Source organism: Kurthia sp. ISK08, from assembly GCF_046159805.1.
In the GTDB taxonomy this organism is placed as follows: domain Bacteria; phylum Bacillota; class Bacilli; order Bacillales_A; family Planococcaceae; genus Kurthia; species Kurthia gibsonii.
Map to the genome: position 1 here is coordinate 103,448 of NZ_JBJXHL010000003.1, position 23,423 is coordinate 126,870.

19 protein-coding genes and 11 tRNA genes are annotated in these 23,423 nt (G+C 37.8%); 25 read left to right on the plus strand and 5 right to left on the minus strand.

All coding sequences use genetic code 11. The annotated features are described in order from the left end of the window. Positions 1-4 precede the first annotated feature (4 nt). Entirely contained in the window at positions 5-1,933 is a 1,929-nt protein-coding gene (locus ACKVQX_RS07075; RefSeq protein ID WP_087680536.1) for a PTS fructose transporter subunit IIABC, read from the plus strand. A 51-nt stretch (positions 1,934-1,984) separates the two neighbouring features. On the opposite strand, the gene ACKVQX_RS07080 is transcribed toward ACKVQX_RS07075, so the two are convergent. Then, positions 1,985-2,986 carry a ketopantoate reductase family protein gene (locus ACKVQX_RS07080; RefSeq protein WP_409136147.1) on the minus strand — a complete coding sequence of 334 codons (1,002 nt, stop codon included), beginning with the start codon at positions 2,984-2,986 and terminating at the stop codon, positions 1,985-1,987. Positions 2,987-3,061: 75 nt separating this feature from the next. Beyond that, positions 3,062-3,256 (minus strand): hypothetical protein, encoded by a 195-nt coding sequence (locus tag ACKVQX_RS07085; protein WP_068453883.1) that lies wholly within the window; start codon positions 3,254-3,256, stop codon positions 3,062-3,064. Positions 3,257-3,369: 113 nt separating this feature from the next. Between ACKVQX_RS07085 and ACKVQX_RS07090 the strand changes: the two genes are divergently transcribed. Continuing rightward, positions 3,370-5,715: a DEAD/DEAH box helicase gene (locus ACKVQX_RS07090; RefSeq protein ID WP_068453880.1), complete on the plus strand. Its 2,346-nt coding sequence runs from the start codon at positions 3,370-3,372 to the stop codon at positions 5,713-5,715. A 202-nt stretch (positions 5,716-5,917) separates the two neighbouring features. Here ACKVQX_RS07090 and ACKVQX_RS07095 read toward each other — a convergent pair whose 3' ends face one another. Beyond that, entirely contained in the window at positions 5,918-6,694 is a 777-nt protein-coding gene (locus ACKVQX_RS07095; protein ID WP_068453878.1) for an exonuclease domain-containing protein, read from the minus strand. 123 nt (positions 6,695-6,817) lie between these two features. Here ACKVQX_RS07095 and ACKVQX_RS07100 point away from each other — a divergent pair, with 123 nt between their 5' ends. From ACKVQX_RS07100 to ACKVQX_RS07135, 8 genes are all read left to right on the plus strand, one after another. Further along, positions 6,818-7,324: a ferritin gene (locus ACKVQX_RS07100; protein WP_068453876.1), complete on the plus strand. Its 507-nt coding sequence runs from the start codon at positions 6,818-6,820 to the stop codon at positions 7,322-7,324. 129 nt (positions 7,325-7,453) lie between these two features. Then, a tRNA-Gly gene (locus tag ACKVQX_RS07105) sits at positions 7,454-7,528 on the plus strand. Between the two features lie 4 nt (positions 7,529-7,532). Next, positions 7,533-7,625, plus strand: a tRNA-Ser gene (locus ACKVQX_RS07110). Positions 7,626-7,646: 21 nt separating this feature from the next. Beyond that, positions 7,647-7,721: transfer RNA gene (locus ACKVQX_RS07115), tRNA-Gly, on the plus strand. A gap of 5 nt (positions 7,722-7,726) precedes the next feature. Continuing rightward, positions 7,727-7,819 (plus strand) — tRNA-Ser (locus tag ACKVQX_RS07120). Positions 7,820-7,837: 18 nt separating this feature from the next. Next, a tRNA-Gly gene (locus ACKVQX_RS07125) sits at positions 7,838-7,912 on the plus strand. A gap of 4 nt (positions 7,913-7,916) precedes the next feature. Continuing rightward, positions 7,917-8,009, plus strand: a tRNA-Ser gene (locus ACKVQX_RS07130). Positions 8,010-8,013: 4 nt separating this feature from the next. Next, a tRNA-Phe gene (locus ACKVQX_RS07135) sits at positions 8,014-8,086 on the plus strand. Positions 8,087-8,179: 93 nt separating this feature from the next. On the opposite strand, the gene ACKVQX_RS07140 is transcribed toward ACKVQX_RS07135, so the two are convergent. Continuing rightward, positions 8,180-8,884, minus strand: coding sequence for an IclR family transcriptional regulator (locus ACKVQX_RS07140; protein WP_068453875.1), 705 nt, complete (start codon positions 8,882-8,884; stop codon positions 8,180-8,182). Positions 8,885-9,034: 150 nt separating this feature from the next. Here ACKVQX_RS07140 and ACKVQX_RS07145 point away from each other — a divergent pair, with 150 nt between their 5' ends. From ACKVQX_RS07145 to ACKVQX_RS07195, 11 genes are all read left to right on the plus strand, one after another. Continuing rightward, a complete protein-coding gene (locus tag ACKVQX_RS07145; protein WP_082701566.1) occupies positions 9,035-9,889 on the plus strand; it encodes a dimethylarginine dimethylaminohydrolase family protein in 855 nt (284 codons plus the stop codon). 15 nt (positions 9,890-9,904) lie between these two features. Beyond that, positions 9,905-10,666, plus strand: coding sequence for a dimethylarginine dimethylaminohydrolase family protein (locus ACKVQX_RS07150; RefSeq protein ID WP_409136148.1), 762 nt, complete (start codon positions 9,905-9,907; stop codon positions 10,664-10,666). A gap of 70 nt (positions 10,667-10,736) precedes the next feature. After that, positions 10,737-12,149 carry an amino acid permease gene (locus tag ACKVQX_RS07155; RefSeq protein WP_068453870.1) on the plus strand — a complete coding sequence of 471 codons (1,413 nt, stop codon included), beginning with the start codon at positions 10,737-10,739 and terminating at the stop codon, positions 12,147-12,149. A gap of 47 nt (positions 12,150-12,196) precedes the next feature. Further along, entirely contained in the window at positions 12,197-13,624 is a 1,428-nt protein-coding gene (locus tag ACKVQX_RS07160) for a YfcC family protein (RefSeq protein ID WP_409136205.1), read from the plus strand. A 12-nt stretch (positions 13,625-13,636) separates the two neighbouring features. After that, positions 13,637-14,818, plus strand: coding sequence for a M20 family metallopeptidase (locus ACKVQX_RS07165; protein ID WP_409136149.1), 1,182 nt, complete (start codon positions 13,637-13,639; stop codon positions 14,816-14,818). Positions 14,819-14,832: 14 nt separating this feature from the next. Then, complete coding sequence (locus ACKVQX_RS07170) at positions 14,833-16,446, plus strand: M20/M25/M40 family metallo-hydrolase (RefSeq protein WP_336663311.1); 1,614 nt, start codon at positions 14,833-14,835, stop codon at positions 16,444-16,446. 66 nt (positions 16,447-16,512) lie between these two features. Then, positions 16,513-17,085, plus strand: a complete 573-nt coding sequence (locus ACKVQX_RS07175) for a dienelactone hydrolase family protein (RefSeq protein ID WP_409136150.1) — start codon at positions 16,513-16,515, stop codon at positions 17,083-17,085. A 109-nt stretch (positions 17,086-17,194) separates the two neighbouring features. Continuing rightward, positions 17,195-17,280, plus strand: a tRNA-Leu gene (locus tag ACKVQX_RS07180). A gap of 19 nt (positions 17,281-17,299) precedes the next feature. Then, positions 17,300-17,374: transfer RNA gene (locus ACKVQX_RS07185), tRNA-Gly, on the plus strand. Between the two features lie 4 nt (positions 17,375-17,378). Next, positions 17,379-17,471 (plus strand) — tRNA-Ser (locus tag ACKVQX_RS07190). Between the two features lie 4 nt (positions 17,472-17,475). Then, positions 17,476-17,548, plus strand: a tRNA-Phe gene (locus ACKVQX_RS07195). A 193-nt stretch (positions 17,549-17,741) separates the two neighbouring features. Here the strand turns inward: ACKVQX_RS07195 and ACKVQX_RS07200 are convergent. After that, entirely contained in the window at positions 17,742-18,431 is a 690-nt protein-coding gene (locus tag ACKVQX_RS07200; protein ID WP_336663313.1) for a metal-binding protein ZinT, read from the minus strand. Positions 18,432-18,702: 271 nt separating this feature from the next. Here ACKVQX_RS07200 and ACKVQX_RS07205 point away from each other — a divergent pair, with 271 nt between their 5' ends. The 4 genes from ACKVQX_RS07205 to glpK all read left to right on the plus strand — a co-directional run bounded on the left by ACKVQX_RS07205 (position 18,703) and on the right by glpK (position 23,373). Continuing rightward, positions 18,703-20,334 carry a glycerol-3-phosphate dehydrogenase/oxidase gene (locus tag ACKVQX_RS07205; RefSeq protein ID WP_409136151.1) on the plus strand — a complete coding sequence of 544 codons (1,632 nt, stop codon included), beginning with the start codon at positions 18,703-18,705 and terminating at the stop codon, positions 20,332-20,334. Between the two features lie 23 nt (positions 20,335-20,357). Next, positions 20,358-20,942, plus strand: a complete 585-nt coding sequence (locus ACKVQX_RS07210; protein ID WP_068453863.1) for a glycerol-3-phosphate responsive antiterminator — start codon at positions 20,358-20,360, stop codon at positions 20,940-20,942. A gap of 97 nt (positions 20,943-21,039) precedes the next feature. Continuing rightward, entirely contained in the window at positions 21,040-21,867 is an 828-nt protein-coding gene (locus ACKVQX_RS07215) for an MIP/aquaporin family protein (RefSeq protein ID WP_276309723.1), read from the plus strand. 12 nt (positions 21,868-21,879) lie between these two features. Next, positions 21,880-23,373, plus strand: coding sequence for a glycerol kinase GlpK (gene glpK, locus ACKVQX_RS07220; RefSeq protein WP_121178224.1), 1,494 nt, complete (start codon positions 21,880-21,882; stop codon positions 23,371-23,373). Positions 23,374-23,423: the final 50 nt, after the last annotated feature.

Below are 23,423 nucleotides of genomic sequence, written 5' to 3' on the forward strand. Positions count from 1 at the left end.
ACACATGAAAATTACAGAATTGATGCCTCTCGATACGATACAATTATCGCTGTCAGGTGGCACAAAAGGAGAGGTACTTGCAGAATTAGCAGATGTACTCGATCATGCAGGAAGGCTAAATAATCGAGATGACTTTTTAGCCGCAATTTTAAAGCGTGAAGAAGAAAGTACAACTGGTGTTGGTGATGGTATTGCGATTCCACATGCGAAAACAGCCGCTGTAAAAACTCCGACAATTGCTTTTGGGCGTAGTGAAAAAGGTGTGGATTATGCTTCGTTAGATGGTAAAAATGCGGACTTATTCTTTATGATTGCAGCGACAGACGGTGCAGGACAATTTCATTTAGAAGCATTATCTCGCTTAGCAGGGTTTTTAATGGATTCTAACTTTACAACTCGTCTACGTGAAGCGAAAACGAAGGAAGAAGTTTTATCGATTATTGAAGAAAAAGAAACAAATGAAGAAAAGCCCAAGCAAGCGACTACTACTTCAAGTGAACAACAAACAACAGGGAAGAAGGTTAAAATTCTTGCTGTAACAGCTTGTCCAACAGGTATTGCGCATACCTATATGGCAGCTGAAAAATTAGAAAATGTCGCAAAAGAAAAAGGAATCGACATTAAAGTTGAAACAAACGGTTCAAGTGGTGCACAAAATGTACTTACAAAAGCTGAAATTGAAGAAGCAGATGCGATTATTGTAGCAGCGGATACAAAAGTCGAGATGGCTCGTTTTGACGGTAAAAAAGTAATTCAAGTACCTGTTTCAAAAGCGATTTATGAAACAGATCAATTATTAGAGCGTGCAGTAGAAGGAAATGCTTCTATCTTCCATTCTGACTCAGGAAAATCAACAGATGAACAAGACGGCGATGAGAAAAAAGGAATTGGATCTCAAATTTATAAACACTTAATGAATGGTGTATCGAACATGTTGCCATTCGTTGTCGGTGGTGGTATTTTAATTGCTTTATCTTTCTTCTGGGGTGTTAATTCTGCAGATAAAGATAGCTCACAATTTAACCAATTCGCCTATATGCTAAAAACTATTGGTGGCGATAATGCCTTCTATTTAATCGTTCCCGTATTAGCAGGATTTATCGCAATGAGTATTGCAGACAGGCCAGGTTTTGCACCAGGTATGGTAGCAGGTTTACTTGCTATCACAGTTCAAAATAGCGAAGGAGCCAACTCAGGTTTCTTAGGTGGTTTGATCGCAGGTTTCTTAGCTGGTTATGTAGTAGAAGGCTTGAAAATTGTATTCAAAAAATTACCGAAATCTTTTGATGGATTAAAGCCAATTTTGCTATATCCAGTGTTTGGTATAGCGATATCCGGTATTGTTATGATGTTACTAAATCCACAATTAACGAAATTATATACCGCATTCTCGTCATTGCTTAATTCGTTGAATGGTTCAAACGCGATTATTTTAGGAATGGTTTTAGGTGCGATGATGGCATTTGACTTGGGTGGTCCACTTAATAAGGCAGCCTATACATTTGGTATTGCTATGCTTGAGGCAGGGAACTATGAAATTATGGCAGCTGTAATGGCTGGTGGTATGGTTCCGCCACTTGGCGTCGCTTTAGCAACAACAATCTTTAAAAATAAATTTACAAAAGCGGAACGTGAAACAGGTAAAACAAGTTATATTTTAGGTGCTTGTTTCATATCAGAAGGTGCGATTCCTTTCGCAGCGAGTGACCCACTACGTATGATTCCATCGTTCGTTGTCGGTGCAGCGATTACAGGTGGTTTATCGATGGCATTTAATATTGGATTACCTGTACCACATGGTGGGATTTTCGTTATTCCACTCGTTGAAAATGGTGTCGGCCAAATGTTGTTATATGTAACAAGTATCATTATTGGTGCAGTTGTATCTGCAATGATGATTGGACTATTAAAGAAAAAAGCAAAAACAGTTTAATAAAAAAGAGTGGAATCATTAGGGTTACCCCTATCTGATTTCACTCTTTTTTTATTCTTGTCGCCACAGTGTCCCTGTTACCAGTGGTTGAAAACAAGCGATATTCCTATGAAAATCTTCTTCATTTTTTTCATGTAAACAATGAGCAAGTGTCTCTAAATAAGGGGTCGGCTGATCGACTAAAGTAGCTACTTCTAATAATTCATCAATCAAATAAGCATCTTGATTGGAAGGTATTTTTTGATAGGGAAGTAATAACTTTTCAATAATTAGCATCATTTCGGTTTTTTTGGTATCAGAATCAATTATTAATGCGGCATAATCCAGTTCGGATGTCTTTGCTAACGTAATGTTGTATTTTTTAGCTATCCGTACAATTTCATCTACTAAATGAATGGAGGATTGTAAAGCAATAGGATGATGTAAAATATCGCCATATAAACAATTTAAAGCACTGGCTAATCGGTCGATTGCTCCAGAGAAGATAGCTTGTGTCCATTTAATATCAAAAGCAGTACGTACAATTTGTGTACAGCCTATGGTGTCTAATACACTTTTTACTTCTTCTGCGTAATAAAAGTAAGATGGATGACTATCATATAAGTCAAAAGCAACTTGGTTGAGAGAAGTGTGCGGTGAAGTGACGACAACTTGGTGATGCTGTTTGACATAAGTTTCAAATTTACAAACAGCTGAAAGGACTGGAAAGTTTTGAAACGATTGAATTAACTCCCAATCCGAAAGATTTTCTTGAAATGATACGATAAAGCACCTTTGCTGTAGCGTAGACTTTAGAATAGGTAAAATATTTTTATTATAAAAGGGATGAGCAAATAAAAATACGAAATCATAATCAGAGGCACATGCTTCAATTGGTTTCACAACGAAATTTGTAAGAAAAGTTGTACTTGAGTAAATCGTAACTCCACGTGACTGAATTTGCTCAAGCGGTTCCATCGGCACATCGAGAATTGTCACGTCTGGATAAATTTTTTGTAAATAGGCTGCAACAGTTAAACCTTTTCCTGTAGCGCCAATGATCGCAATTTTCATCTAAAATCTCCTTTATCGCTTCATTAATTAGAGAAAAGAAAAACTGCCTGAGCAATCAGTGCTGCAGGCAGTTTTTTAGAGCGGTGGGTTATCATTGAGTACATCTTCACTAACGCCTTCGTATTCCGCTTCTACATTATCTTCCGAATCGTCGTCACTTACGACGTCATCTAGCACTGTATCATATAGTTCCGTATCTTTATCATATACGCGTTGTGGATTTTCTTTTAAAATCGGTTCGTCTGGTAAAATATCTTTATCTTTTTTCATGATGAAAACTCCCTTCATATAGAGTAATTCCCCAAAAATTTAAAGATAAGCCCTGTATTTGTTGTTTTCCTTTGATATAATATAAGAACAAATATTCGGAAAGGTTGGCGTATATGCAAGTAGAAGAATTATTAAATGATTTAACGATGCGCGCGATGAATAATCAACAGCAGCGTGTCTCCATTAAATGCCGTACATTTATGAAAAAGCTCGGCTACCAAACACGTTCGAAAAAGCGAGTGGAAGAAGTAGAACAGGCAATTCGTTCTTCTAAGTTGACATTACGTTTACCAGAAGAAGTAGAGAGTTGGTCAGCCATTTCTCCAGATGATTCACTTCATTTTTACATAGAAAAACAAGTACAGATGATTCGAAAAGCGCAGCACACACCACCACTTCCATATGCTTTTCAGGCAGAAGCTATTCACCGTTTACATCAAATGCGAAAAAAGACTTCTTTTAAAGGACTTGTTGTACTACCAACAGGTGGAGGGAAAACGACGACTGCGGTTCGCTGGCTATGGGAAGCAGCATTAGTGAGAGGGAAAAAGGTATTGTGGCTTGCGCATCGCCATGAATTATTAAATCAAGCCTATGCGACATTTTGTCAATACGCACAGTGCGATATAACCTATCGAATAGTGTCGGGTGTACATGATTCAGCTCGTTTAATTCAAGATGAACAATTACTCATTGCGAGTAAAGATAGTTTAGTACATCATGAAGCAATTTTAAGTAGTTGGTTAGCCGACGAACAAGAGGTCTATGTCGTAGTCGATGAGGCACATCATGCGACCTCTACAACATATAAAACATTACTCTCACATATAGAACGTCAAGGTGCTCGCATGTATCTACTTGGGCTTACAGCGACACCATTTCGAACAGCCGAAAGTGAACAAGGTGCATTACGTGCTTTATTTACAGATGGTATTTTTTACAAAAAAGATTTGAAACATTTAATTGCCAATGGTATTTTAGCAGCACCACATTTTCATTCATTGCAAACAGATGTGGTAGTTCAAACAGTATTGAACGAAGAACAGTGGCGAACGCTTCAACAACTAGATCAACTACCTGAATTAATTATGCAGCAACTTGTAGCGAATCAACCACGAAATCACATGATTGTACAACAATATGTTCAGCGTCAAAAACAATATGGTAAAACCATTCTATTTGCGATGAATCGATTGCATGCTTTAACTCTTGCACAAGTTTTTAAACAATATGGTATAGATGCACGTGTCGTCATTTCAAATCATGAAACATCCATAGAAAACCAACAGACCATTCAAGCATTTAGAGAAAACGTATTTCCTGTTTTAATTAATGTGGCGATTTTAACAGAAGGAGCAGATTTTCCAGATGTTCAGACTGTCTTTTTAACACGTCCTACTGTATCTGCAATTCTGATGACACAGATGGTTGGAAGAGCGTTACGAGGTGTTGCAGCAGGTGGAACAAAAGAAGCGTATATTGTTAGTTTTATTGATGAATGGGCTGAGAAAATTGCATGGTCTAATCCGCGCGTATTACTGGCTGGCGAAAATTTAGAGCCGATTCCATCTGAGCAGCTACCACTTCAAATGACACAAATGATTTCAGCAAAAATGGTGGAACAAGTGGCGCAGAGACTACAAGATCAAGCGCCAATTGAAGAACGAACATTTGAGCAAAGTGTGCCAAAAGGTATTTATTCATTACGTTATATCCATGAAGAGCGCGCGATTTCAGAAAATATTTTAGTTTATGAAAGTGATGTAGAAGACTACGAAGCGATGTTTCGATTTTTACCTACGTATTGTGTACAGCAGGGGCTACATGCAAATTTAGAACGCCGCGCATTACGTGCGTATGCTGAAGAATTAGAAATGCAATTTTTCATTCAAGACCAATTAAGTCCGATGTATGATATTTGGGACCTTGTCACGCTCATCCATTACTATTTAGTAACAGGTGAATGTCCGAAACTACTAGTATTTAAAGAGCGACAACAAATTAATGTGACGGATTTAGCTAAAAAAATTATGAAACAAAACATGAGCTACAGAGAACAGCAGCAGTATGTTCTTGAAAATTGGGAGCAGCATCCATTCTTGCGTATTTTTTTCGATGATCAATTTTTATACTATAAAAAATGTATTCAAACCGAGCTTATTTTATTAGAACATACCCAACAAAGCTTAGATGAAGAAGCCTTTCGAGACACACCACTCAACCAATTGGAACGACAGCATCATGCCATTTGGCGTAAAATCGTCTATCGCGTTTTTGAAGAAAATCAAAAACGATATGGTCAATATACATGTGTGAAAACAGGTTATACAAGCAATGAAAAAATCGATTTTCATATTGCATATAAAGTTTCATTAAAAAGAGGCGGCACAACAACCGTTGATAATTTAACGCTCGTTTATAAAAAATATATACAAGAAAAAAGTTCGAGACGCACGTGAAAACGTTGCTCGAACTTTTTTTATTTGGTGAATGACCCGTTTGAGTGGACGAGTGAACCGTTTTCGCGCTCGAATGTCCTCTTTTGACGAGTGAATGTCCCGAATCGAGTAGCGAGTGACCCAACAACTTCATCGAATGTCCCGTTTCGCCAGTCGAATGTTCGATTTCACACAAACTAAGTCAAATGAAGTCCTTAATTTCTCAAAGCCATGTGAAAAATTCTTTTTCCGAGATAATCTGAATGGGGAATCCTTGTTGTTGTAAGTGAATGGCTTTTGTCCATTTGGAACTTTGTTTTTGTGTGCCGTCATACTGTTGTTGGCTTCGTTCACTCACAACGAGTACATCCACTTTTTTTGTCATCGTATTACTAAAGAATCCACCTGCTTGCATGACTTTTCTAGCAGCTTCTGATCTTGTCATTTGTTCTAAAGCGCCTGTGAAAACGACTGTTTTTTGAACAAGAGATTTGGTTGCAACTGTTTCAAGGTGCGTGAGAGCTTGTTTGTTTTCGAGAGCCTGCGCAATTTGTACAATGCGTTCTGCATCATTTAGTGCCTCTTTCGTCTGTACTTTTACATGAACATCATAGAGGGTATAGGAAGAAAGGGTAGGCCACTGCGCTTTCATATCGCTCAATAAATTTTTATGTGTAAAGAGCGGCATTAATTTTCCGCAAGCCTCAAAACTTTCTTGTAAGCAGAGGTGATCGTACGGTGCGAAATAAGAGATGACAGTTTGATGTTGAAGCCATCGTTCAAGTATGGGAATCAGTGATTCAAATGTAGGAGCTAATTGTACATCATTTGCTTCAATTCCATGGATACTTGTATAAAAAGGGTCAAACGTTTGTAGCGTTTGGACATATGTACTAAAAGAATCAACGATTGCATTTTCTTCTATTCTTATTAATTCAATTGCACAAATACTATCAGGCCATTGATTGGCTGCTTTCACTGATAGTGTCACATAATTCATGTGAATCAACTCCTTGTTCTTTCATTAGTGTAAGGGAATAGAGAGAAAAAGTACAAACGTATAAATGGGTAAAATAGTCGTTATATGGTAAAATAAACAAATCAACCATTAGGAGGGTTTTTTATGATTTCAGAAAAACTTCATGCAGCATTAAATGATCAATTAAACTTTGAATTTTATTCAGCACATGCGTATTTAGCAATGGCAGCTTATTGCACAGATCAAGATTATGATGGATTTGCAAATTTCTTTTTAGTACAAGCAGAAGAAGAGCGTTTCCATGCGATGAAATTTTATAATTTCCTAAGTGACCTAGGTCAACGCGTTACAATTAGCGAATTCCCAAGTGTTAAAAATGATTTCACATCGCTATTAGATGCTTTTGAAACAGCATTAAAACACGAAAAAGAAGTGACACGCCGTATCTACGAATTAGCAGATATCGCATTAGATGAACGTGAACATGCGACAATGGCATTCTTAAAATGGTTCATTGATGAACAAATTGAAGAAGAATCAACATTTGATACATTAATCACAAAGATTGCACGTATCCAAAACGATGCAAATGCTATTTTCATGTTAGATGCAGAGCTTGCGACACGCTCTTTCAAAGCACCAGCAGAATAGTAAAGTAGTGATGTAGGGGTTGTTTTATAAACAATTCCTGCATCTTATTTTTATTTTAAAAAATATTTTAAAAAAATAGTTGACCATATTCGATATTCTATGATAATATATTTTTTGTCAGTAAGAGATGCGGAAGTAGTTCAGTGGTAGAACACCACCTTGCCAAGGTGGGGGTCGCGAGTTCGAACCTCGTCTTCCGCTCCAAAATGGAGATATACCCAAGTCTGGCTGAAGGGATCGGTCTTGAAAACCGACAGGCGGGTCAAACCGCGCGGGGGTTCGAATCCCTCTATCTCCTCCATTTTCAATTTTATACGTTTTTGCGGAAGTAGTTCAGTGGTAGAACACCACCTTGCCAAGGTGGGGGTCGCGAGTTCGAACCTCGTCTTCCGCTCCAAAAACGGAGGTATACCCAAGTCTGGCTGAAGGGATCGGTCTTGAAAACCGACAGGCGGGTCAAACCGCGCGGGGGTTCGAATCCCTCTACCTCCTCCATTTTTAATTTTATATTTTGCGGAAGTAGTTCAGTGGTAGAACACCACCTTGCCAAGGTGGGGGTCGCGAGTTCGAACCTCGTCTTCCGCTCCAAAACGGAGATATACCCAAGTCTGGCTGAAGGGATCGGTCTTGAAAACCGACAGGCGGGTCAAACCGCGCGGGGGTTCGAATCCCTCTATCTCCTCCATGAAGGGTCGGTAGCTCAGTTGGTAGAGCATTAGATTGAAGCTCTAAGTGTCGGCGGTTCGATTCCGTCCCGACCCATATTAAGCTCGTAAGTAGTATGACTACTTATGAGCTTTTTTCTATGCCTATAAACAGAAAAGAGACTGGATGTATTTCCAAGTCTCTTTCTTTTTACATAAAATATAAAGTTTCTTCGACTAACTTTCGTGTTTCGAGTAATTGTTTAGTCAGCCATTCAGTTCGTTCTTCTGTTAGTGAAAAAGCTAGAACACTTAAACTAATCACATGTAACAACTCTTGATTCTTCGTAACAATCGGTGTCGCAAAAGAGACTGTCTCTTTTTGTGCATCGTCCATTAAAACAAATCCATCTACAATGATTTTCTGTAAAAATGAAGTATCCACATTAAATACATTTTCTTTTTTCTCTAAAATAATACGATGCGCCAAAATGATATGGTTAGCAGCACCTTCTGGCATAGCAGTTCGTAAACCAAGTCGATCAACAATATGTATACGACTATTCGGACTATCCAAACGCTCAACAATCATTGATTCGTCTTCCATTGGTTTATGCATATACACACTTTCTTGTGTGAGCTCGGCTAAGTCATCTAAAATCGGACGAATTTTCGATACATAATCAAATTGATCATATACTTGTAATCCGTATTGCATCCATGCATCACCTAATGTGTAACGCTTCGTTGTTGCATCGAATTGAATAAGACGATGTTCCACAAGTGAGTGTAAAATGCGATGTAATGTAGCAAGTGCGAGTTCGGTATGTTCTGTTAATTGGCTGATGGTAACGCCTGTCTGGTTGTGTTCAGAGATGGCCTTTGTGATCATCATCATGCGATCAATGGCTTGCATATGAAACACTCCTTTTAAAAAATAATAAAATACATCTATTGACATTATAAAGTATGGCGATTATATTTGGAATATAAATTTTTCATATAACGGAATTGTTTTCCGTCTAGTGAAAAAATAAAAGGGGTGTAGCAGTTGTTTACAGACACAATGTACAAAAAACTTGAAAAAGTGATTGTAAAACATCCGAAAGATGCTTTTATTAGTCAAGAACATCTACGAGAGAATTGGATGAAATATTTTTATTTATCTGAACCAACCTACGATGAGGCATTAAAAGAGTATGAGAATTTTTTAACGCTTTTAAAACAGCATGTAGGGGAAGTTTTGTTTTTAGAACAAGATGAACGTGTCGGTTTAGATTCGATTTATGCGCATGATCCGGTGAAATTTACACCGCAAGGCGCAATTATTTTAAAATCAGGTAAAGCATTACGTCAGCCAGAAGCAACAGTGTATCGTGAATTTTTAGAAAAGTATGACATTCCGGTTATCGGTCAATTGCAGGGGGATGCAGTATGTGATGGCGGCGATATTGTCTGGTTAAATGAGAAAACGGTTGCAATTGGTCGCGGCTATCGTACAAATGATGAAGCGATTCGCCAGTTAACAGAGATGTTAGAACCGATGGTAGATGAAATCAAAGTTATTCAATTACCACATGATCTAGGGGAAGAAGCATGCCTACACCTGATGTCCTTCATTAGTATCGTCGACAAAGATTTAGCTGTCGTTCATTCGCGTTTAATGCCTGTCGCACTTAGACAGTGGTTATTAGCACAAGGTTTTACACTTGTGGAAGTACCAGATGATGAATACGATGCACTGGGTTGTAATGTATTAGCATTAGCGCCGAGAGTTTGTATGATTCCTGCTGGAAATCCTGTAACAACAGCGCGATTAAAAGAAGCAGGTGCAACAGTTTACACATATAAAGGTGATGAAATTACTGTAAAAGGTACGGGTGGACCAACTTGCTTAACATGTCCAGTCGTTCGTATATAAAAGGGGGAAAAGGAAATGTTCAATCATGTCATCGTTAAAAAACCAGGTAAAAGTTATGTAGAAGGTCTTACAACATCTGATTTAGGTGTTCCAAACTATGATGAGCTATTAGTACAACACGAAAACTATGTTGGTGCATTAAAACAATGCGGTGTGGAAGTAGTTTATTTGGAAGCAGATGAGCAATTCCCAGATTCGACATTCGTAGAAGATACAGCCGTTTTAACAAAAGAATTTGCGGTCATTACAAATCCAGGTGCAGACAGTCGTAATGGGGAAGTTGAAGCGATCCGTCCAGCTGTATCAACATTCTATGACAAAATTTATACAATTGAATCGCCAGGCTATTTAGATGGCGGTGATGTATTACAAACAGACAACACATTCTATATTGGTATTTCGGAGAGAACGAATGAAGAAGGCGCGAAACAACTACAAGCCATTTTAGAAAAAGAAGGCTATACAGCGCATATCGTACCATTAAAAGAATTCTTCCATTTAAAAACAGGAATTGCGTACTTAGGTGATAATACGATGGTATTAGCAGGTGAATTTTTAGAAAATTCATTATTCGATGAATATAAAAAAATCATTATTCCGAAAGAAGACGAGTATTCAGCGAACTGCATCTTAATGAATGATTATGTCATCATCCCAGATGGTTATCCAAATACAAAAGAAAAATTAGAGAAAAATGGTTACCAAGTGATTGCGTTACCGATGAGCGAGTTCCAAAAGCAAGACGGGGGATTAAGCTGTTTATCATTACGATTTTAAAAAGGTTGTCCACTGCGTGAGTGCGCGGTGGACAACCTCATTCGCATAGAACAAAGGGGAGCGGATTACAATGCATAAACAAGACACAACACCGCAATTAAATCGGACGATGAAAAGTCGTCACTTAATGATGCTATCACTTGGTGGCGTTATTGGAACAGGGCTCTTTTTAAATGTTGGTTACACGATTAATCAGGCAGGACCTGGTGGAGCGATTATCGGTTATTTAATCGGAGGCTTTATTTTATACATGGTTATGACTTGTTTAGGGGAGCTGGCAGTTCATATGCCAGTGACAGGTTCATTCCAAACATATGCGACCAAGTTTATTCATCCAACAGCAGGATTCTCATTAGGATGGATGTACTTCGTTGGGTCAGCTGCAACTGCAGGGGTGGAGTTTACAGCTGCTGGTATTTTGATGAAGCATTGGTTTCCAGATATGCCAACATGGATTTGGTGTGCGATTTTCATCGTATTATTATTCTCGCTAAATGCTCTTTCAACAAGAGGTTTCGCAGAAGCAGAGTTTTGGTTTGCAGGCATTAAAGTATTAGCTGTTGTCTTCTTCATCATCGTTGGCGCAGCAGCTATTTTCGGTATTGTACCAATGGCGGATCGTGTTGCACCACATTTGACTAATTTAGAACCGACCTTACTGTTTCCAGCAGGCATCATTATTATCTTTGTGACGATGATGAATGTTATTTTCTCGTATCAAGGTTCTGAATTGGTTGGGATTGCAGCAGGTGAGACAGAAAATCCACAAAAGACGATTCCAAAAGCGATTCGCACAATCTTAGTTCGAATCATTGTCTTTTATATTGCATCAATCGTCATTTTATCAGCGATTTTCCCATCATCTGAGCTTGGATTATTAGAAAGTCCGTTCGTAACATTACTTGAGTTAGTTGGGATTCCATATGCTGCAGATATTATGAATTTTATTATTTTAACAGCGATTTTATCCGTTGGGAATTCATGTTTATATGCGTCAACACGTTTACTTTGGGCGATGTCACTTGAAGATATGGCACCGAAAATTTTCAGTAAAACAAGTAAACGTAACATTCCGCTTAATGCTCTATTATTCACGATGGTCTTTTCATTACTTTCTCTATTAACAAGTGTTATGAAGGCAGATGCGGTATTTGTACTTCTTATGTCGATTGCAGGTATTTCCGTTACAATCTCATGGATGGGGATTGCACTATCACAGTTTATGTTTAGACGAAAATATGTAAAATCTGGTGGACGTTTAGAAGACTTACAATATCGTGTGAAATGGTATCCATTCATTCCGCTATTTTGTATTACATTCTGTAGTGCTATTCTCATCTTCTTACTATGGGATGAAACACAACGGGCAGGTGTATTGTATGGAATTGGTTTCTTACTATTATGTATCGTCTTTTATTCAATTAAATTAAAAAGACAAAAGAGAGAAGCAGTTCAAGTACCTGAAGTGAATGAAGATTTATAAAAACTTTCCATAAGGGGATGGGGGATTTTATGACAAATAAGCAATTGATGGAACCACAAAAACAGCAACCAGAGCCAGAAGAACCGAATGTGAACGACACGAAAGTAAAAGGCTTAAATGCTTTTGTATTGATGTTTTTAATTATTATTGTAATGACGATTTTGACGTATATTGTACCAGCTGGACAATATGAACGCGTTGAAAAAGATGGTAGAACGATTGTGAATCCAGAGAGCTTTCAATTTGTAGACAATACACCAGTCAGTTTTCTTTCAATGTTTACCAGTGTCCATCTTGGATTAGTTGAAGGGGCGCAAATTATCCTCTTCGTTTTCCTATTTGGTGGTGCACTCGGTATTATGCAAAAAACGGGTGCGATTGATTCGTTCATTCGTGTGATGGCAGCGAAGTTTGGAGAGAAGCAGTATATTTTAATTCCATTACTCGTTCTGATTTTTGCATCACTCGGTACACTAATTGGTTCAGCGGAAGATACGCTCGTTTATATTGCGATTATTATTCCACTAACAATGGCACTTGGTCTAGATGCCATTACAGGTTTTGCGATTGTTATGCTCGGTACACTTGCGACGGGCTTTGTGTCAGGCATTACGAATCCATTTAATGTAGGCGTGGCACAGTCAATTGCAGAGTTACCAATCTATTCGGGTATGTGGCTGCGAATTATTGCATTTATCGCTTTCTATGCACTTACGGTTTTCTATATTTTTAGACATGCGAAAAAAGTTCGAAAAGATCCGTCAAAAGGAATTTACGGGAAGTTCAATCCAAAAGAAGCGATTCAAATTGATTTGAATTTTAAAATGAGTACACGTCATTTAATCGCACTACTTATTTTATTACTCAATTTTGTGGCACTTGTTGTCGGTGTAATTAAATATCAATGGTACATTAGTGAAATCGGAGGCATCTTCTTATTAAGCGCAATTTTAATGAGTCTGGTGTGTCAAATGCCTGTGAATGATATCGGCGCAGGATTTGTATCTGGTGCACGTGATATGACAGAAGGCGCATTAATTATTGGTTTTGCACAAACGATTTTAGTTATTACACAGAGTGGTGGATTAATTGATACGATTTTATATTACATCTCTAATTTAGTGAGTATTTTACCAGCATCTATTAATGCAATTGGTATGTTTATTTTACAACTCTGTTTGAATTTCCTCGTGCCATCAGGGAGTGGTCAGGCAGCTTTAACGATGCCAATTATGGCACCACTTGCAGATTTAATCGGCGTATCAAGACAAACAGCCGTACTAGCTTTCCAATTTGGTGACGGAATTTCAAATATGATTATTCCAACAAGTGGTGTACTATTAGCAGGTCTTGCAATTGCAGGTATTCCATTTACGAAATGGTTTAAATGGGTTCTACCTTACTTTGTACTTCAAACAACGATTGCGATTGTTCTTTTAATTATTGCGCACTTCACAAATTATGGACCATTTTAGGAGATGATGTATATGAAAACAGTAACAGAATCAAAAGCTAAAGTAGAAGAAAAAGTGATCGCGTGGCGTCGTCATATTCATGAGCATCCTGAATTATCGCGTCATGAGTTTGAAACATCACGCTATATAGAAGAACAATTAAAAAATATGCAGCATATCGAACTGAAAAAATTAACTGAAACAAGTATTTGCGGCATTTTAAAAGGGAATCAAGAAGGTAAAACGATCTTATTACGCGCAGATATTGATGCACTACCAATCCAAGAGGAAGCAGATATATCGTTTAAATCAAAACATGATGGCGTCATGCATGCGTGTGGTCATGATGCCCATGCAGCGATGCTACTTGGTGCAGCACAAATACTAAGTGAACAAGGAATAGACTTTGCAGGTGAAGTCCGTTTTGTCTTCCAACATGCAGAAGAAGTAACACCTGGAGGAGCGCTTGAGCTTGTTGAAAAAGGTATTACAGAAAATGTGGACTATGCATTTGCACTTCACGTATATCCGCATTATCAAACAGGGGAAATTGCCATTCGTGCAGGCAAGATGAATGCTGCAGGAGATGATTTTGAAATTACAGTGATTGGTAAAGGAGGACATGCTTCGACACCTGAATTCACAGTGGATCCGATTATTGTTGGGACGCAAATTGTTAGTACTTTGCAAACAATTGTGTCGCGTAAAGTACCCGCTATCCATGCACCTGTTGTAACGGTTACACAATTCCACTGCGGCGATGCATTAAATATTATTGCGAATGAAGCCTACTTAGGTGGAACCATTCGTTCGCATAATGAAGAAGTACGTGTTCAAGCACGAGAAGAACTAGAACGCATTGTTCAATATACAGCTGAAATGAATGGGGCAGAAGCAAAAATCAAGTGGGATATTGGCTGTGCAGCGGTGATCAATGATGAATACGCGACGAGTCTATCTATTGAAGCGGCAAAAAAAGTAGTAGGAGAAGAAAAGGTTGTCGCGATTCCAGAGCCCATGTTTGGAGCAGAAGATTTTGCAGCTTATAGTGAAGTTGTGCCAGCATCTATGCAATTTATTGGTGTTCATAACGAAGCCTTTGGTGAAGCTTACCCACTTCATCATCCTAAATTTAAAATTGATGAAGCAGCTTTAGTAAAGGGTTCTGAGTACTTTGTAGAACTTGTCACAATGATTTGTAAAAACGAACAATAGAGGAGGAATAAGATATGAATTGGCAAACACCTGAGAAATTGCGCGCGTTATTATGTGAGGTGGTAAGCTTTGGGAGTGAGACATTTACAGAAGGTGAGCGTTTATTTTCGCGTAAACTAAAAGAAAAACTAGAAACATTAGCTTATTTTCAAACGAATCCGTCGCAATTGCAACTTGTCGATGTCGATTACGGACGCCAAGTCGTATCTGCTTTTTACCATGCACCACATTGTCGAGATACGGTTGTACTCATCAGTCATTTTGATACGGTCCAAACAGAAGAATACGGTGAAATTCGTCACTTAGCGACACAACCAGAAGAACTGACAGCACTTTTAGAAAAACAGCCACATTATGTCAATGAAGCGGCACAGAAAGATTTACAAAAGGGCGAGTATCTATTTGGACGTGGTGTTATGGATATGAAAATGGGGCTATGTTTACACATGCAGTTAATCGAAAAAGCGATTGAAGAGCAGTGGCCGATTAATTTACTACTTATTACAGTACCTGATGAAGAAGTAAACTCAGCAGGTATGCGAAAAGCAGTGGAACATATTGCAGCTTTACGTGATAAACATGATTTACACATCGAGTTATTTTTAAATAGTGAGCCATCTTTTTCACAAGGTCCAGAAGATGTCAAAGAATATATTTATTCAGGTACAATTGGAAAAATTATGCCCGCAGCTTTATTTTACGGAAAAGAAACGCATGTCGGTGAACCATTAAAAGGCATTACAGCACCGTTTATGAGTGCCTTCTTAACAGCTGAGATGGAATTTAATGATCGCTTCGAAGAGACGGTTTACGGCGAGACAACACCACTCCCTGTATCACTTCAGCTAAAAGACTTAAAAGAGCAGTATTCAACTCAAACACCGTACCGAGCAGCAGCGCTTTATAACGTCTTTTTAATGAAGCGCAGTGCAAGTGAGATTTTTGACATTTTTGAACAAGTAACAATAGAAGCGATGGACAAATGTAATGCACAATACGAAAAAATTTGTGCGAAAAAGAATGTAAAGCCTGTTGGCACGATTCGTACGATTCGCTTTAGTGAATTGAAAAAGTATGCCCTTGAAAAATTAGGTGAAGCGAAAGTGTCAGAGTTAGAAGAGGGAATTTATACGAATGATACATGGGATGACCGAACAAAATCATTGAAGATTGCGGATGAATTGATGATTCATTGTAAAGAGTTAGCACCAGCGACGGTTATTTTATTTGCGCCGCCGTATTATCCACCAGCGAATTCATCAGAGCATCCGTTTATGAAACAAGCTGTATCATACTTATTAGATGCAGCAAAACCATATGATATTCCACTCGAACAAATTCATTACTTTAATGGTATTTGTGACTTGAGTTATTGCCAATATGTTTTAGATGATGGTTGGCAAAGCTATGAAGAAAATACACCAGTATGGGGCAAGACATATGAAATTCCTTTCGAACAAATTGCGACATTCGACGCACCAGTTTTAAATGTAGGGCCTTTTGGAAAAGATGCACATCAAATTTCAGAACGACTGCATACGAAGAGTGCATTTGAAGAAATGCCTGAATTAATTCAAGGGTTGATTCAGCAAATGATTGTGTGGAAACAACAAAATGAAGCTGTATAAGTAATGTTGAAAGAGGCTGGATTGTCAGCCTCTTTTTCGTTTATAGTAGGAAGAGGAGGGGGTTATATGAATAAACGGACATGTATTATTGTATTACATGAAATTTATGGTGTGAACAATCATATGGCGTATTATCACCAAGTATTTGAACAACAACAGATGGATGTCTACATACCAAATTTATTAAATAGAGCAAAAGTTTTTATGTACGATGAGGAAGAAAAAGCCTATGAATATTTTATGGAAGCAGTCGGTTTTGAAAAAGCAAAGAAGATGGTTGAAGAGTTAATAGATGCACTGGCAAAACAATATGACTTTATTCAATTAGTCGGTTTTAGTGTCGGTGCAACAGTCGCATGGTTATGTAGTGAACATCCTGCTGTACAGAAAGTATTATGCTTTTACGGTTCACGTATTCGCTCCTATACGAATGTCATACCAAAAGTACCTGTGCAGATGGTCTTTGGAAAGAATGAAAAAGCATTTAGCCCAGAGAATGTAAGAATAGGATTAAGTGAGCACCCTCTAGTAACTTTTGAAATAGTAGAAGGTACACATGGTTTTGCGAATCCTTATGATCAAATGTATCGTGAACAGACTACGAAGCGAGTATTACAACAATGGTTTGATTTGAAATAAAAAGTAAGAAAAAATTTCAGATAATAGTTGTCAACTTGTAGTAGTTATGATAATATAATTATTGTCAGTAACAATAAATCACTTAATACAGTGTGATTTATACATCCATGCCGGGGTGGCGGAACTGGCAGACGCACAGGACTTAAAATCCTGCGATGAGTGATCATCGTACCGGTTCGATTCCGGTCCTCGGCATCTTTTTTATGCTTAATTTGCGGAAGTAGTTCAGTGGTAGAACACCACCTTGCCAAGGTGGGGGTCGCGAGTTCGAACCTCGTCTTCCGCTCCAAAATGGAGATATACCCAAGTCTGGCTGAAGGGATCGGTCTTGAAAACCGACAGGCGGGTCAAACCGCGCGGGGGTTCGAATCCCTCTATCTCCTCCATAAAGGGTCGGTAGCTCAGTTGGTAGAGCATTAGATTGAAGCTCTAAGTGTCGGCGGTTCGATTCCGTCCCGACCCATACTAATCGCGCAAGTAGTTATACTACTTGCGCGATTTTTTATAGTTTTTTGTCACATGAAGTTAGTTAGAAGCACCAATAAAAAGAATTGAAATTTAGTACGAGTTACGTTTCATTTATGAAATGTAACTCGCTTTTTTATATGAATCGTCGAATTTTTTTGTTTAACATAAAGATAAGTATTCTCAAATTATTAGTGAGCGATCATCTCGTGTGCAATAGTATGTCCATTCATAGAAGAAGGGTAAAATGTTGGCCAGTTCGTTACTTCTTTTAATAAATTTGCACGATTATTTCCTAAGTAAATATGATAGTGAGAAGATGCAGTAGGTGAAATACTGTGGTCACTGAATTGGATATATGTTGGCAAATTTGAATCTTTTTCTACTAATTTAAAGATATAACGGACACCACGATTACCTTTTTCATATGTTAAAATTTCATATCCATTTTCTTTATAAGTACCTGTTGCTTCTTTTCCTTTTTCTGTAAAAGTAACTTGGTTTCCTTTAATTTTGATATGTTCAATAGATGTTTTATATCCTTTTTTATAATATTTTTTGTATGCTTCTGCAGTCATACTATTATCTTTTTTTGCTTTATAAGTAAATACTTCATCTAATGTACCATCAAGTAAATAGGGATAGACCGATTGCCAATCACCAGCCCAATCGCTTAACTTACGCGATTTTACTTGTTCATCTTTAAAGTAACCTGCATAAATTTGTTTTTGTGTTTCACTCAACTTTGTATGATTATGATCGTGTTTCTTTGTTTCTTCTGTTGGTTTCTCAGCTTTCGCTTTCTCTTCCTCGGTAGTCCCGTTGCATCCTGTTAGTAATAGACTAAGTGCTAAAATACTACCCCATGTTTGCTTGTTCATTTGTAAGTACGCTCCTTTAAATAGTAATGATTACACTTTAGAATTATAAAGGGATTATTTGTAAGTGTCAATATAAATAGTAATGATTACTATTTATAAAAAATAGAACAAACTAAATCACAAAGGTTGCAAATGGTTTCCAACAGATGTACAATGAAGTCAAGTTAATAATTGGTTTGAGTGAATGAGAGACCTTTAAAGAACACATGCGATAGCTATGTGCTTTTTAAAGGTCTCTTTTTTCGCGTCTAAAAATAGGAGGAATTTACGTATGAGAGCAGCATCAGCATTCAATCGTCAACAAACAATCGAGGAATTACAACAAACATCATATGATTTATTAGTAATTGGTGGAGGAATCACAGGTGTCGGTATCGCACTAGATGCTGTTACACGTGGTTTGTCTGTGGCATTAGTTGAAATGCAAGATTTCGCGGCAGGTACGTCTAGTCGTTCAACAAAATTAGTGCATGGTGGCTTACGCTATTTAAAACAATTCGAAATTAAAGAAGTTGCAGAGTTAGGTAAAGAACGTGCAATTGTATATGAGAACGGACCGCACGTAACAACACCTGTTTGGATGTTATTACCATTCCATAAAGGTGGTACATTTGGCAAATTCTCAACAAATATTGGTTTACGTCTATATGACTTTTTAGCAGGTGTTAAAAAATCAGAACGTCGTTATATGTTAAATGCATCGCAAACATTAGCAAAAGAACCACTTGTAAAGAAAGCTGACTTAAAAGGTGGCGGTGTCTATGTAGAGTACCGTACAGATGATGCACGTTTAACAATTGAAGTTGCAAAAACAGCAGTTGAAAAAGGTGCGACATTAATTAATTACACAAAAGCAACAGGCTTTTTATATAATGAGCAAGGAAAAATTAACGGGATTGAAGCACAAGATTTATTAAATAATCAATCTTTCAATATTCGTGCAACAAAAGTAATCAATGCAGCGGGTCCATGGGTAGATGACGTGCGTTCAATCGAAGGTAAAACAACAGGGAAACATCTAATTTTATCAAAAGGCGTTCACTTAGTATTTGATGAATCCGTATTCCCATTAAAACAAGCGATTTATTTTGATACACCAGATGGTCGTATGGTCTTTGCTATTCCACGTAATGGTAAAACATATGTGGGAACAACGGATACCTTCTATAAAGGCAATCCAAAAGATATGGAAATCACAAAAGAAGATCGTAAGTACATTTTAGATGCGATTCATTACATGTTCCCAGATGTGAACATTACAGAGCGTCAAATTGAATCAAGTTGGGCAGGGGTTCGACCATTAATCCATGAAGAAGGAAAAGACCCATCTGAAATTTCACGTCATGATGAAGTATGGGAATCTGAAACAGGATTAATTACGATTGCAGGTGGTAAACTAACAGGTTATCGTAAAATGGCAGAAGGCGTGATTAATCGTATTGCATCAAGCTATAATCGTACACTAGCACCTTGTCAAACGAAGCAATTGAAAATTTCAGGTGGTGATATTGGTGGTTCACAAAATCTTGAAAAATTCATCGATATGAAAGTGGCTGAAGGTGTAAAACATGGCTTAACAGAAAAAGAAGCGCGCCACCTTGCACATCACTACGGAGCGAATGTGAATCGAGTATTTGCTTACTTAGCAGAAGCACCAAGTAATTTACCAGCAGGATTGTATGCACAATTACAATATGGTTTAGCTTATGAGTTTGTACAACATCCAAATGACTTCTTCATTCGTCGTACAAGTGATTTATTCTTTAATATTCAAGAAGTAATTGAATACAAAGAAGTCATCTTACAATTGATGTCTCAACAATTACAGTGGACAGATGACCAAAAAGCATTATATACTGAACAATTGGAGTTAGAGATTACACGCGCAACAACAGCCAAATAATTTGCTTGAGAGGAGAGAACGACATGAGTTTTCAAAATCAGCGCATTATTCCAGCTGCCAAAACAATTAGTCAAGTCGATCGTGCTTTTTCAAGTCCATTTGAATATGTTGTATTACTGGAAACGCATATTAGCCAATTACGTCCATTAAAAAGAGAAGCAGAACGTGTAGGAAAGAAGTTAATTATACATGCTGATTTAATTAATGGTTTAAAGACGGATAATTTCGCAGCTGACTTTTTATGTAATGAAATTCAGCCAGATGGTATCATTTCGACACGTTCGAATATGATTATGAAAGCGAAAGAGCGAGGAATTTTAGCAATTCAACGTGTCTTTTTAATTGATACCATTGCACTTGAGAAAAGTTATTCTTTAATTGAGAAGAATGCACCAGATTATATTGAGTTATTACCGGGTATAATTCCAGAGATGATCCAAGAAGTGTATGAACGAACAAAAATTCCTGTTATTACGGGTGGATTGATTCGTCATGCGGAAGAAATCGAACGCGCTTTGGATGCTGGAGCAGTAGCCGTGACAACATCAGATAAAAAACTTTGGCGAAAATTCCAAAATAATATTGACGATTCACGTGATCCTATCTAAAATGAAAAATAAGATAATATTACGTGGTTGAGATTAGGAGTCCGCATCTATAGCTATTTTTAGTAGCTTATTTAGATGTGGACTTTTTCTGTTTGCCATACAAAAAACCCAAAGGAGTGAGTTTATGTCTACTTTTACAGCAGAATTAGTTGGTACAATGTTATTGATTTTATTCGGGGGTGGTGTAGTAGCAGGTGTCGTATTACACAAATCAAAAGCTTTCGGTGGTGGCTGGATTGTCATTACATTTGCATGGGGGCTTGCAGTAGCGATGGCTGCATATGCAGTAGGAGGAATTAGTGGTGCACACTTGAACCCTGCTCTAACATTATCGCTTGCAACAATTGGTGATTTTCCGTGGAAAAATGTACCCGCTTACATTTTAGCGCAAATGATTGGTGCATTCATCGGTGCAGTGTTAGTCTATTTCATGTACTTACCACATTGGAAAGGAACAGAAGACAAGGAAGCGAAATTAGCTGTTTTCTCAACAATTCCTGCAATCAAGCATCCATTTTCAAACTTAATTGCAGAAATGATTGGTACATTTGCATTAGTACTTGGTATTCTAGCTTTAGGAACAAATACGATTACAGATGGTATGAGTCCATTTTTAGTGGGTATGTTAATTGTAGTAATTGGTATGGCTTTAGGTGGACCAACAGGTTACGCAATTAACCCAGCTCGTGATTTAGGGCCACGTATTGCACATGCATTACTACCGATTCCAGGAAAGGGTTCATCGAATTGGTCATATGCATGGATTCCAGTTGTTGGACCGATTATCGGCGGTGTATTCGGTGCATTATTCTTCCAAAAAGTATTTGAGGGAGAAAATAATCCGTTATTTTGGGTATTTGCAGTGATTATTATCCTTATTTTTGTAGCTGCTCAAATGACTGTAAAGCATGTAAAAGAAGATTAGGAGGAAATTGATATGACAGAAAAGTATATTTTAGCATTAGACCAAGGTACGACAAGTTCACGTGCCATCTTATTCGATCATGAGGGAGAAATTTTTTATTCACATCAAAAAGAGTTTCCACAGTATTTCCCAGAAGCAGGTTGGGTAGAGCATGATCCAGAGCAAATCTGGTCTTCTATTCTATCGTGTATTGCAACTGTTTTAGCAGATAAACATATAGAGGCTTCACAAATTGCAGGGATTGGTATTACAAACCAACGTGAAACAACTGTTGTTTGGGACCGTCACACAGGTGAACCAATCTATAACGCGATTGTTTGGCAATCACGACAAACAGCAGGTATTTGTGAAGAACTAAAAGGTGAAGGATACGATCAACTTTTCCGTGATAAAACAGGTCTTCTAATTGACGCTTACTTCTCAGGTACAAAAGTAAAATGGATTTTAGATTATGTAGAAGGCGCACGTGAAAAAGCTGAAAACGGTGATTTATTATTCGGTACAATTGATACATGGTTAATTTGGAAATTAACAGACGGCAAAGTACATGTAACAGATTACTCAAATGCTTCACGTACGTTAATGTATAATATTCACGAATTAAAATGGGATGAGGAATTACTCGATATTTTAGGTGTCCCAGCATCTATGCTACCAGAAGTTAAACCATCGTCTGAAGTGTATGGTGTAACAGATGCAGCGAAATTCTTCGGTAGTGAAGTGCCAATCGCTGGTGCAGCTGGTGACCAGCAATCTGCTTTATTCGGTCAAACTTGTTTTGAACAAGGTATGGTAAAAAACACATACGGAACAGGTTGTTTCATGTTGATGAATACAGGTGAAAAAGCAGTCAAGTCAAATAATGGTTTATTAACAACGATTGCATGGGGGATTGACGGTAAAATTCACTATGCCCTTGAAGGAAGTATCTTCGTAGCAGGTTCTGCGATTCAATGGTTGCGCGATGGTTTACGTATGTTCCGTAATTCATCTGATTCAGAACAGTATGCAAAGCGTGTTGACTCAACAGAAGGCGTTTATGTTGTTCCAGCATTCGTTGGTTTAGGAACGCCTTATTGGGATTCAGATGTACGTGGTTCAGTATTTGGCTTAACGCGTGGTACGACAAAAGAGCATTTTATTCGTGCAACACTTGAATCACTTTGCTATCAAACAAATGACGTATTAAGTGCGATGGAAGAAGATTCAGGTATTCCATTTAAAACACTGCGTGTAGACGGTGGTGCGGTGGCGAATGACTTCTTAATGCAATTCCAAGCAGATCTATTAGATGTTCCAGTAGACCGTCCAGTTGTAAAAGAAACAACAGCATTAGGTGCAGCGTATTTAGCTGGTTTAGCAGTTGGTTTCTGGTCTTCAATGGATGAAGTAGCGGCACATTGGAAGTTAGAGCATAAATTTACACCAGAGATGGAACAATCACGTCGTGAAGAATTATATACAGGATGGAAAAAAGCAGTAAAAGCAGCACAAGCTTTTAAATAATTTAAAAATCGGAATCGCGCTATGGTGTGGTTCCGATTTTTTGTTGCGTA

What these genes read in the sequence shown, in the direction of transcription:
- ACKVQX_RS07075 (WP_087680536.1), top strand. Translation starts at nt 5, where the DNA reads ATGAAAATTACAGAATTGATGCCTCTCGATACGATACAATTATCGCTG.
- ACKVQX_RS07080 (WP_409136147.1), bottom strand. Translation starts at nt 2,986, where the DNA reads ATGAAAATTGCGATCATTGGCGCTACAGGAAAAGGTTTAACTGTTGCA.
- ACKVQX_RS07085 (WP_068453883.1), bottom strand. Translation starts at nt 3,256, where the DNA reads ATGAAAAAAGATAAAGATATTTTACCAGACGAACCGATTTTAAAAGAA.
- ACKVQX_RS07090 (WP_068453880.1), top strand. Translation starts at nt 3,370, where the DNA reads ATGCAAGTAGAAGAATTATTAAATGATTTAACGATGCGCGCGATGAAT.
- ACKVQX_RS07095 (WP_068453878.1), bottom strand. Translation starts at nt 6,694, where the DNA reads ATGAATTATGTGACACTATCAGTGAAAGCAGCCAATCAATGGCCTGAT.
- ACKVQX_RS07100 (WP_068453876.1), top strand. Translation starts at nt 6,818, where the DNA reads ATGATTTCAGAAAAACTTCATGCAGCATTAAATGATCAATTAAACTTT.
- ACKVQX_RS07140 (WP_068453875.1), bottom strand. Translation starts at nt 8,884, where the DNA reads ATGCAAGCCATTGATCGCATGATGATGATCACAAAGGCCATCTCTGAA.
- ACKVQX_RS07145 (WP_082701566.1), top strand. Translation starts at nt 9,035, where the DNA reads ATGTACAAAAAACTTGAAAAAGTGATTGTAAAACATCCGAAAGATGCT.
- ACKVQX_RS07150 (WP_409136148.1), top strand. Translation starts at nt 9,905, where the DNA reads ATGTTCAATCATGTCATCGTTAAAAAACCAGGTAAAAGTTATGTAGAA.
- ACKVQX_RS07155 (WP_068453870.1), top strand. Translation starts at nt 10,737, where the DNA reads ATGCATAAACAAGACACAACACCGCAATTAAATCGGACGATGAAAAGT.
- ACKVQX_RS07160 (WP_409136205.1), top strand. Translation starts at nt 12,197, where the DNA reads ATGGAACCACAAAAACAGCAACCAGAGCCAGAAGAACCGAATGTGAAC.
- ACKVQX_RS07165 (WP_409136149.1), top strand. Translation starts at nt 13,637, where the DNA reads ATGAAAACAGTAACAGAATCAAAAGCTAAAGTAGAAGAAAAAGTGATC.
- ACKVQX_RS07170 (WP_336663311.1), top strand. Translation starts at nt 14,833, where the DNA reads ATGAATTGGCAAACACCTGAGAAATTGCGCGCGTTATTATGTGAGGTG.
- ACKVQX_RS07175 (WP_409136150.1), top strand. Translation starts at nt 16,513, where the DNA reads ATGAATAAACGGACATGTATTATTGTATTACATGAAATTTATGGTGTG.
- ACKVQX_RS07200 (WP_336663313.1), bottom strand. Translation starts at nt 18,431, where the DNA reads ATGAACAAGCAAACATGGGGTAGTATTTTAGCACTTAGTCTATTACTA.
- ACKVQX_RS07205 (WP_409136151.1), top strand. Translation starts at nt 18,703, where the DNA reads ATGAGAGCAGCATCAGCATTCAATCGTCAACAAACAATCGAGGAATTA.
- ACKVQX_RS07210 (WP_068453863.1), top strand. Translation starts at nt 20,358, where the DNA reads ATGAGTTTTCAAAATCAGCGCATTATTCCAGCTGCCAAAACAATTAGT.
- glpK (WP_121178224.1), top strand. Translation starts at nt 21,880, where the DNA reads ATGACAGAAAAGTATATTTTAGCATTAGACCAAGGTACGACAAGTTCA.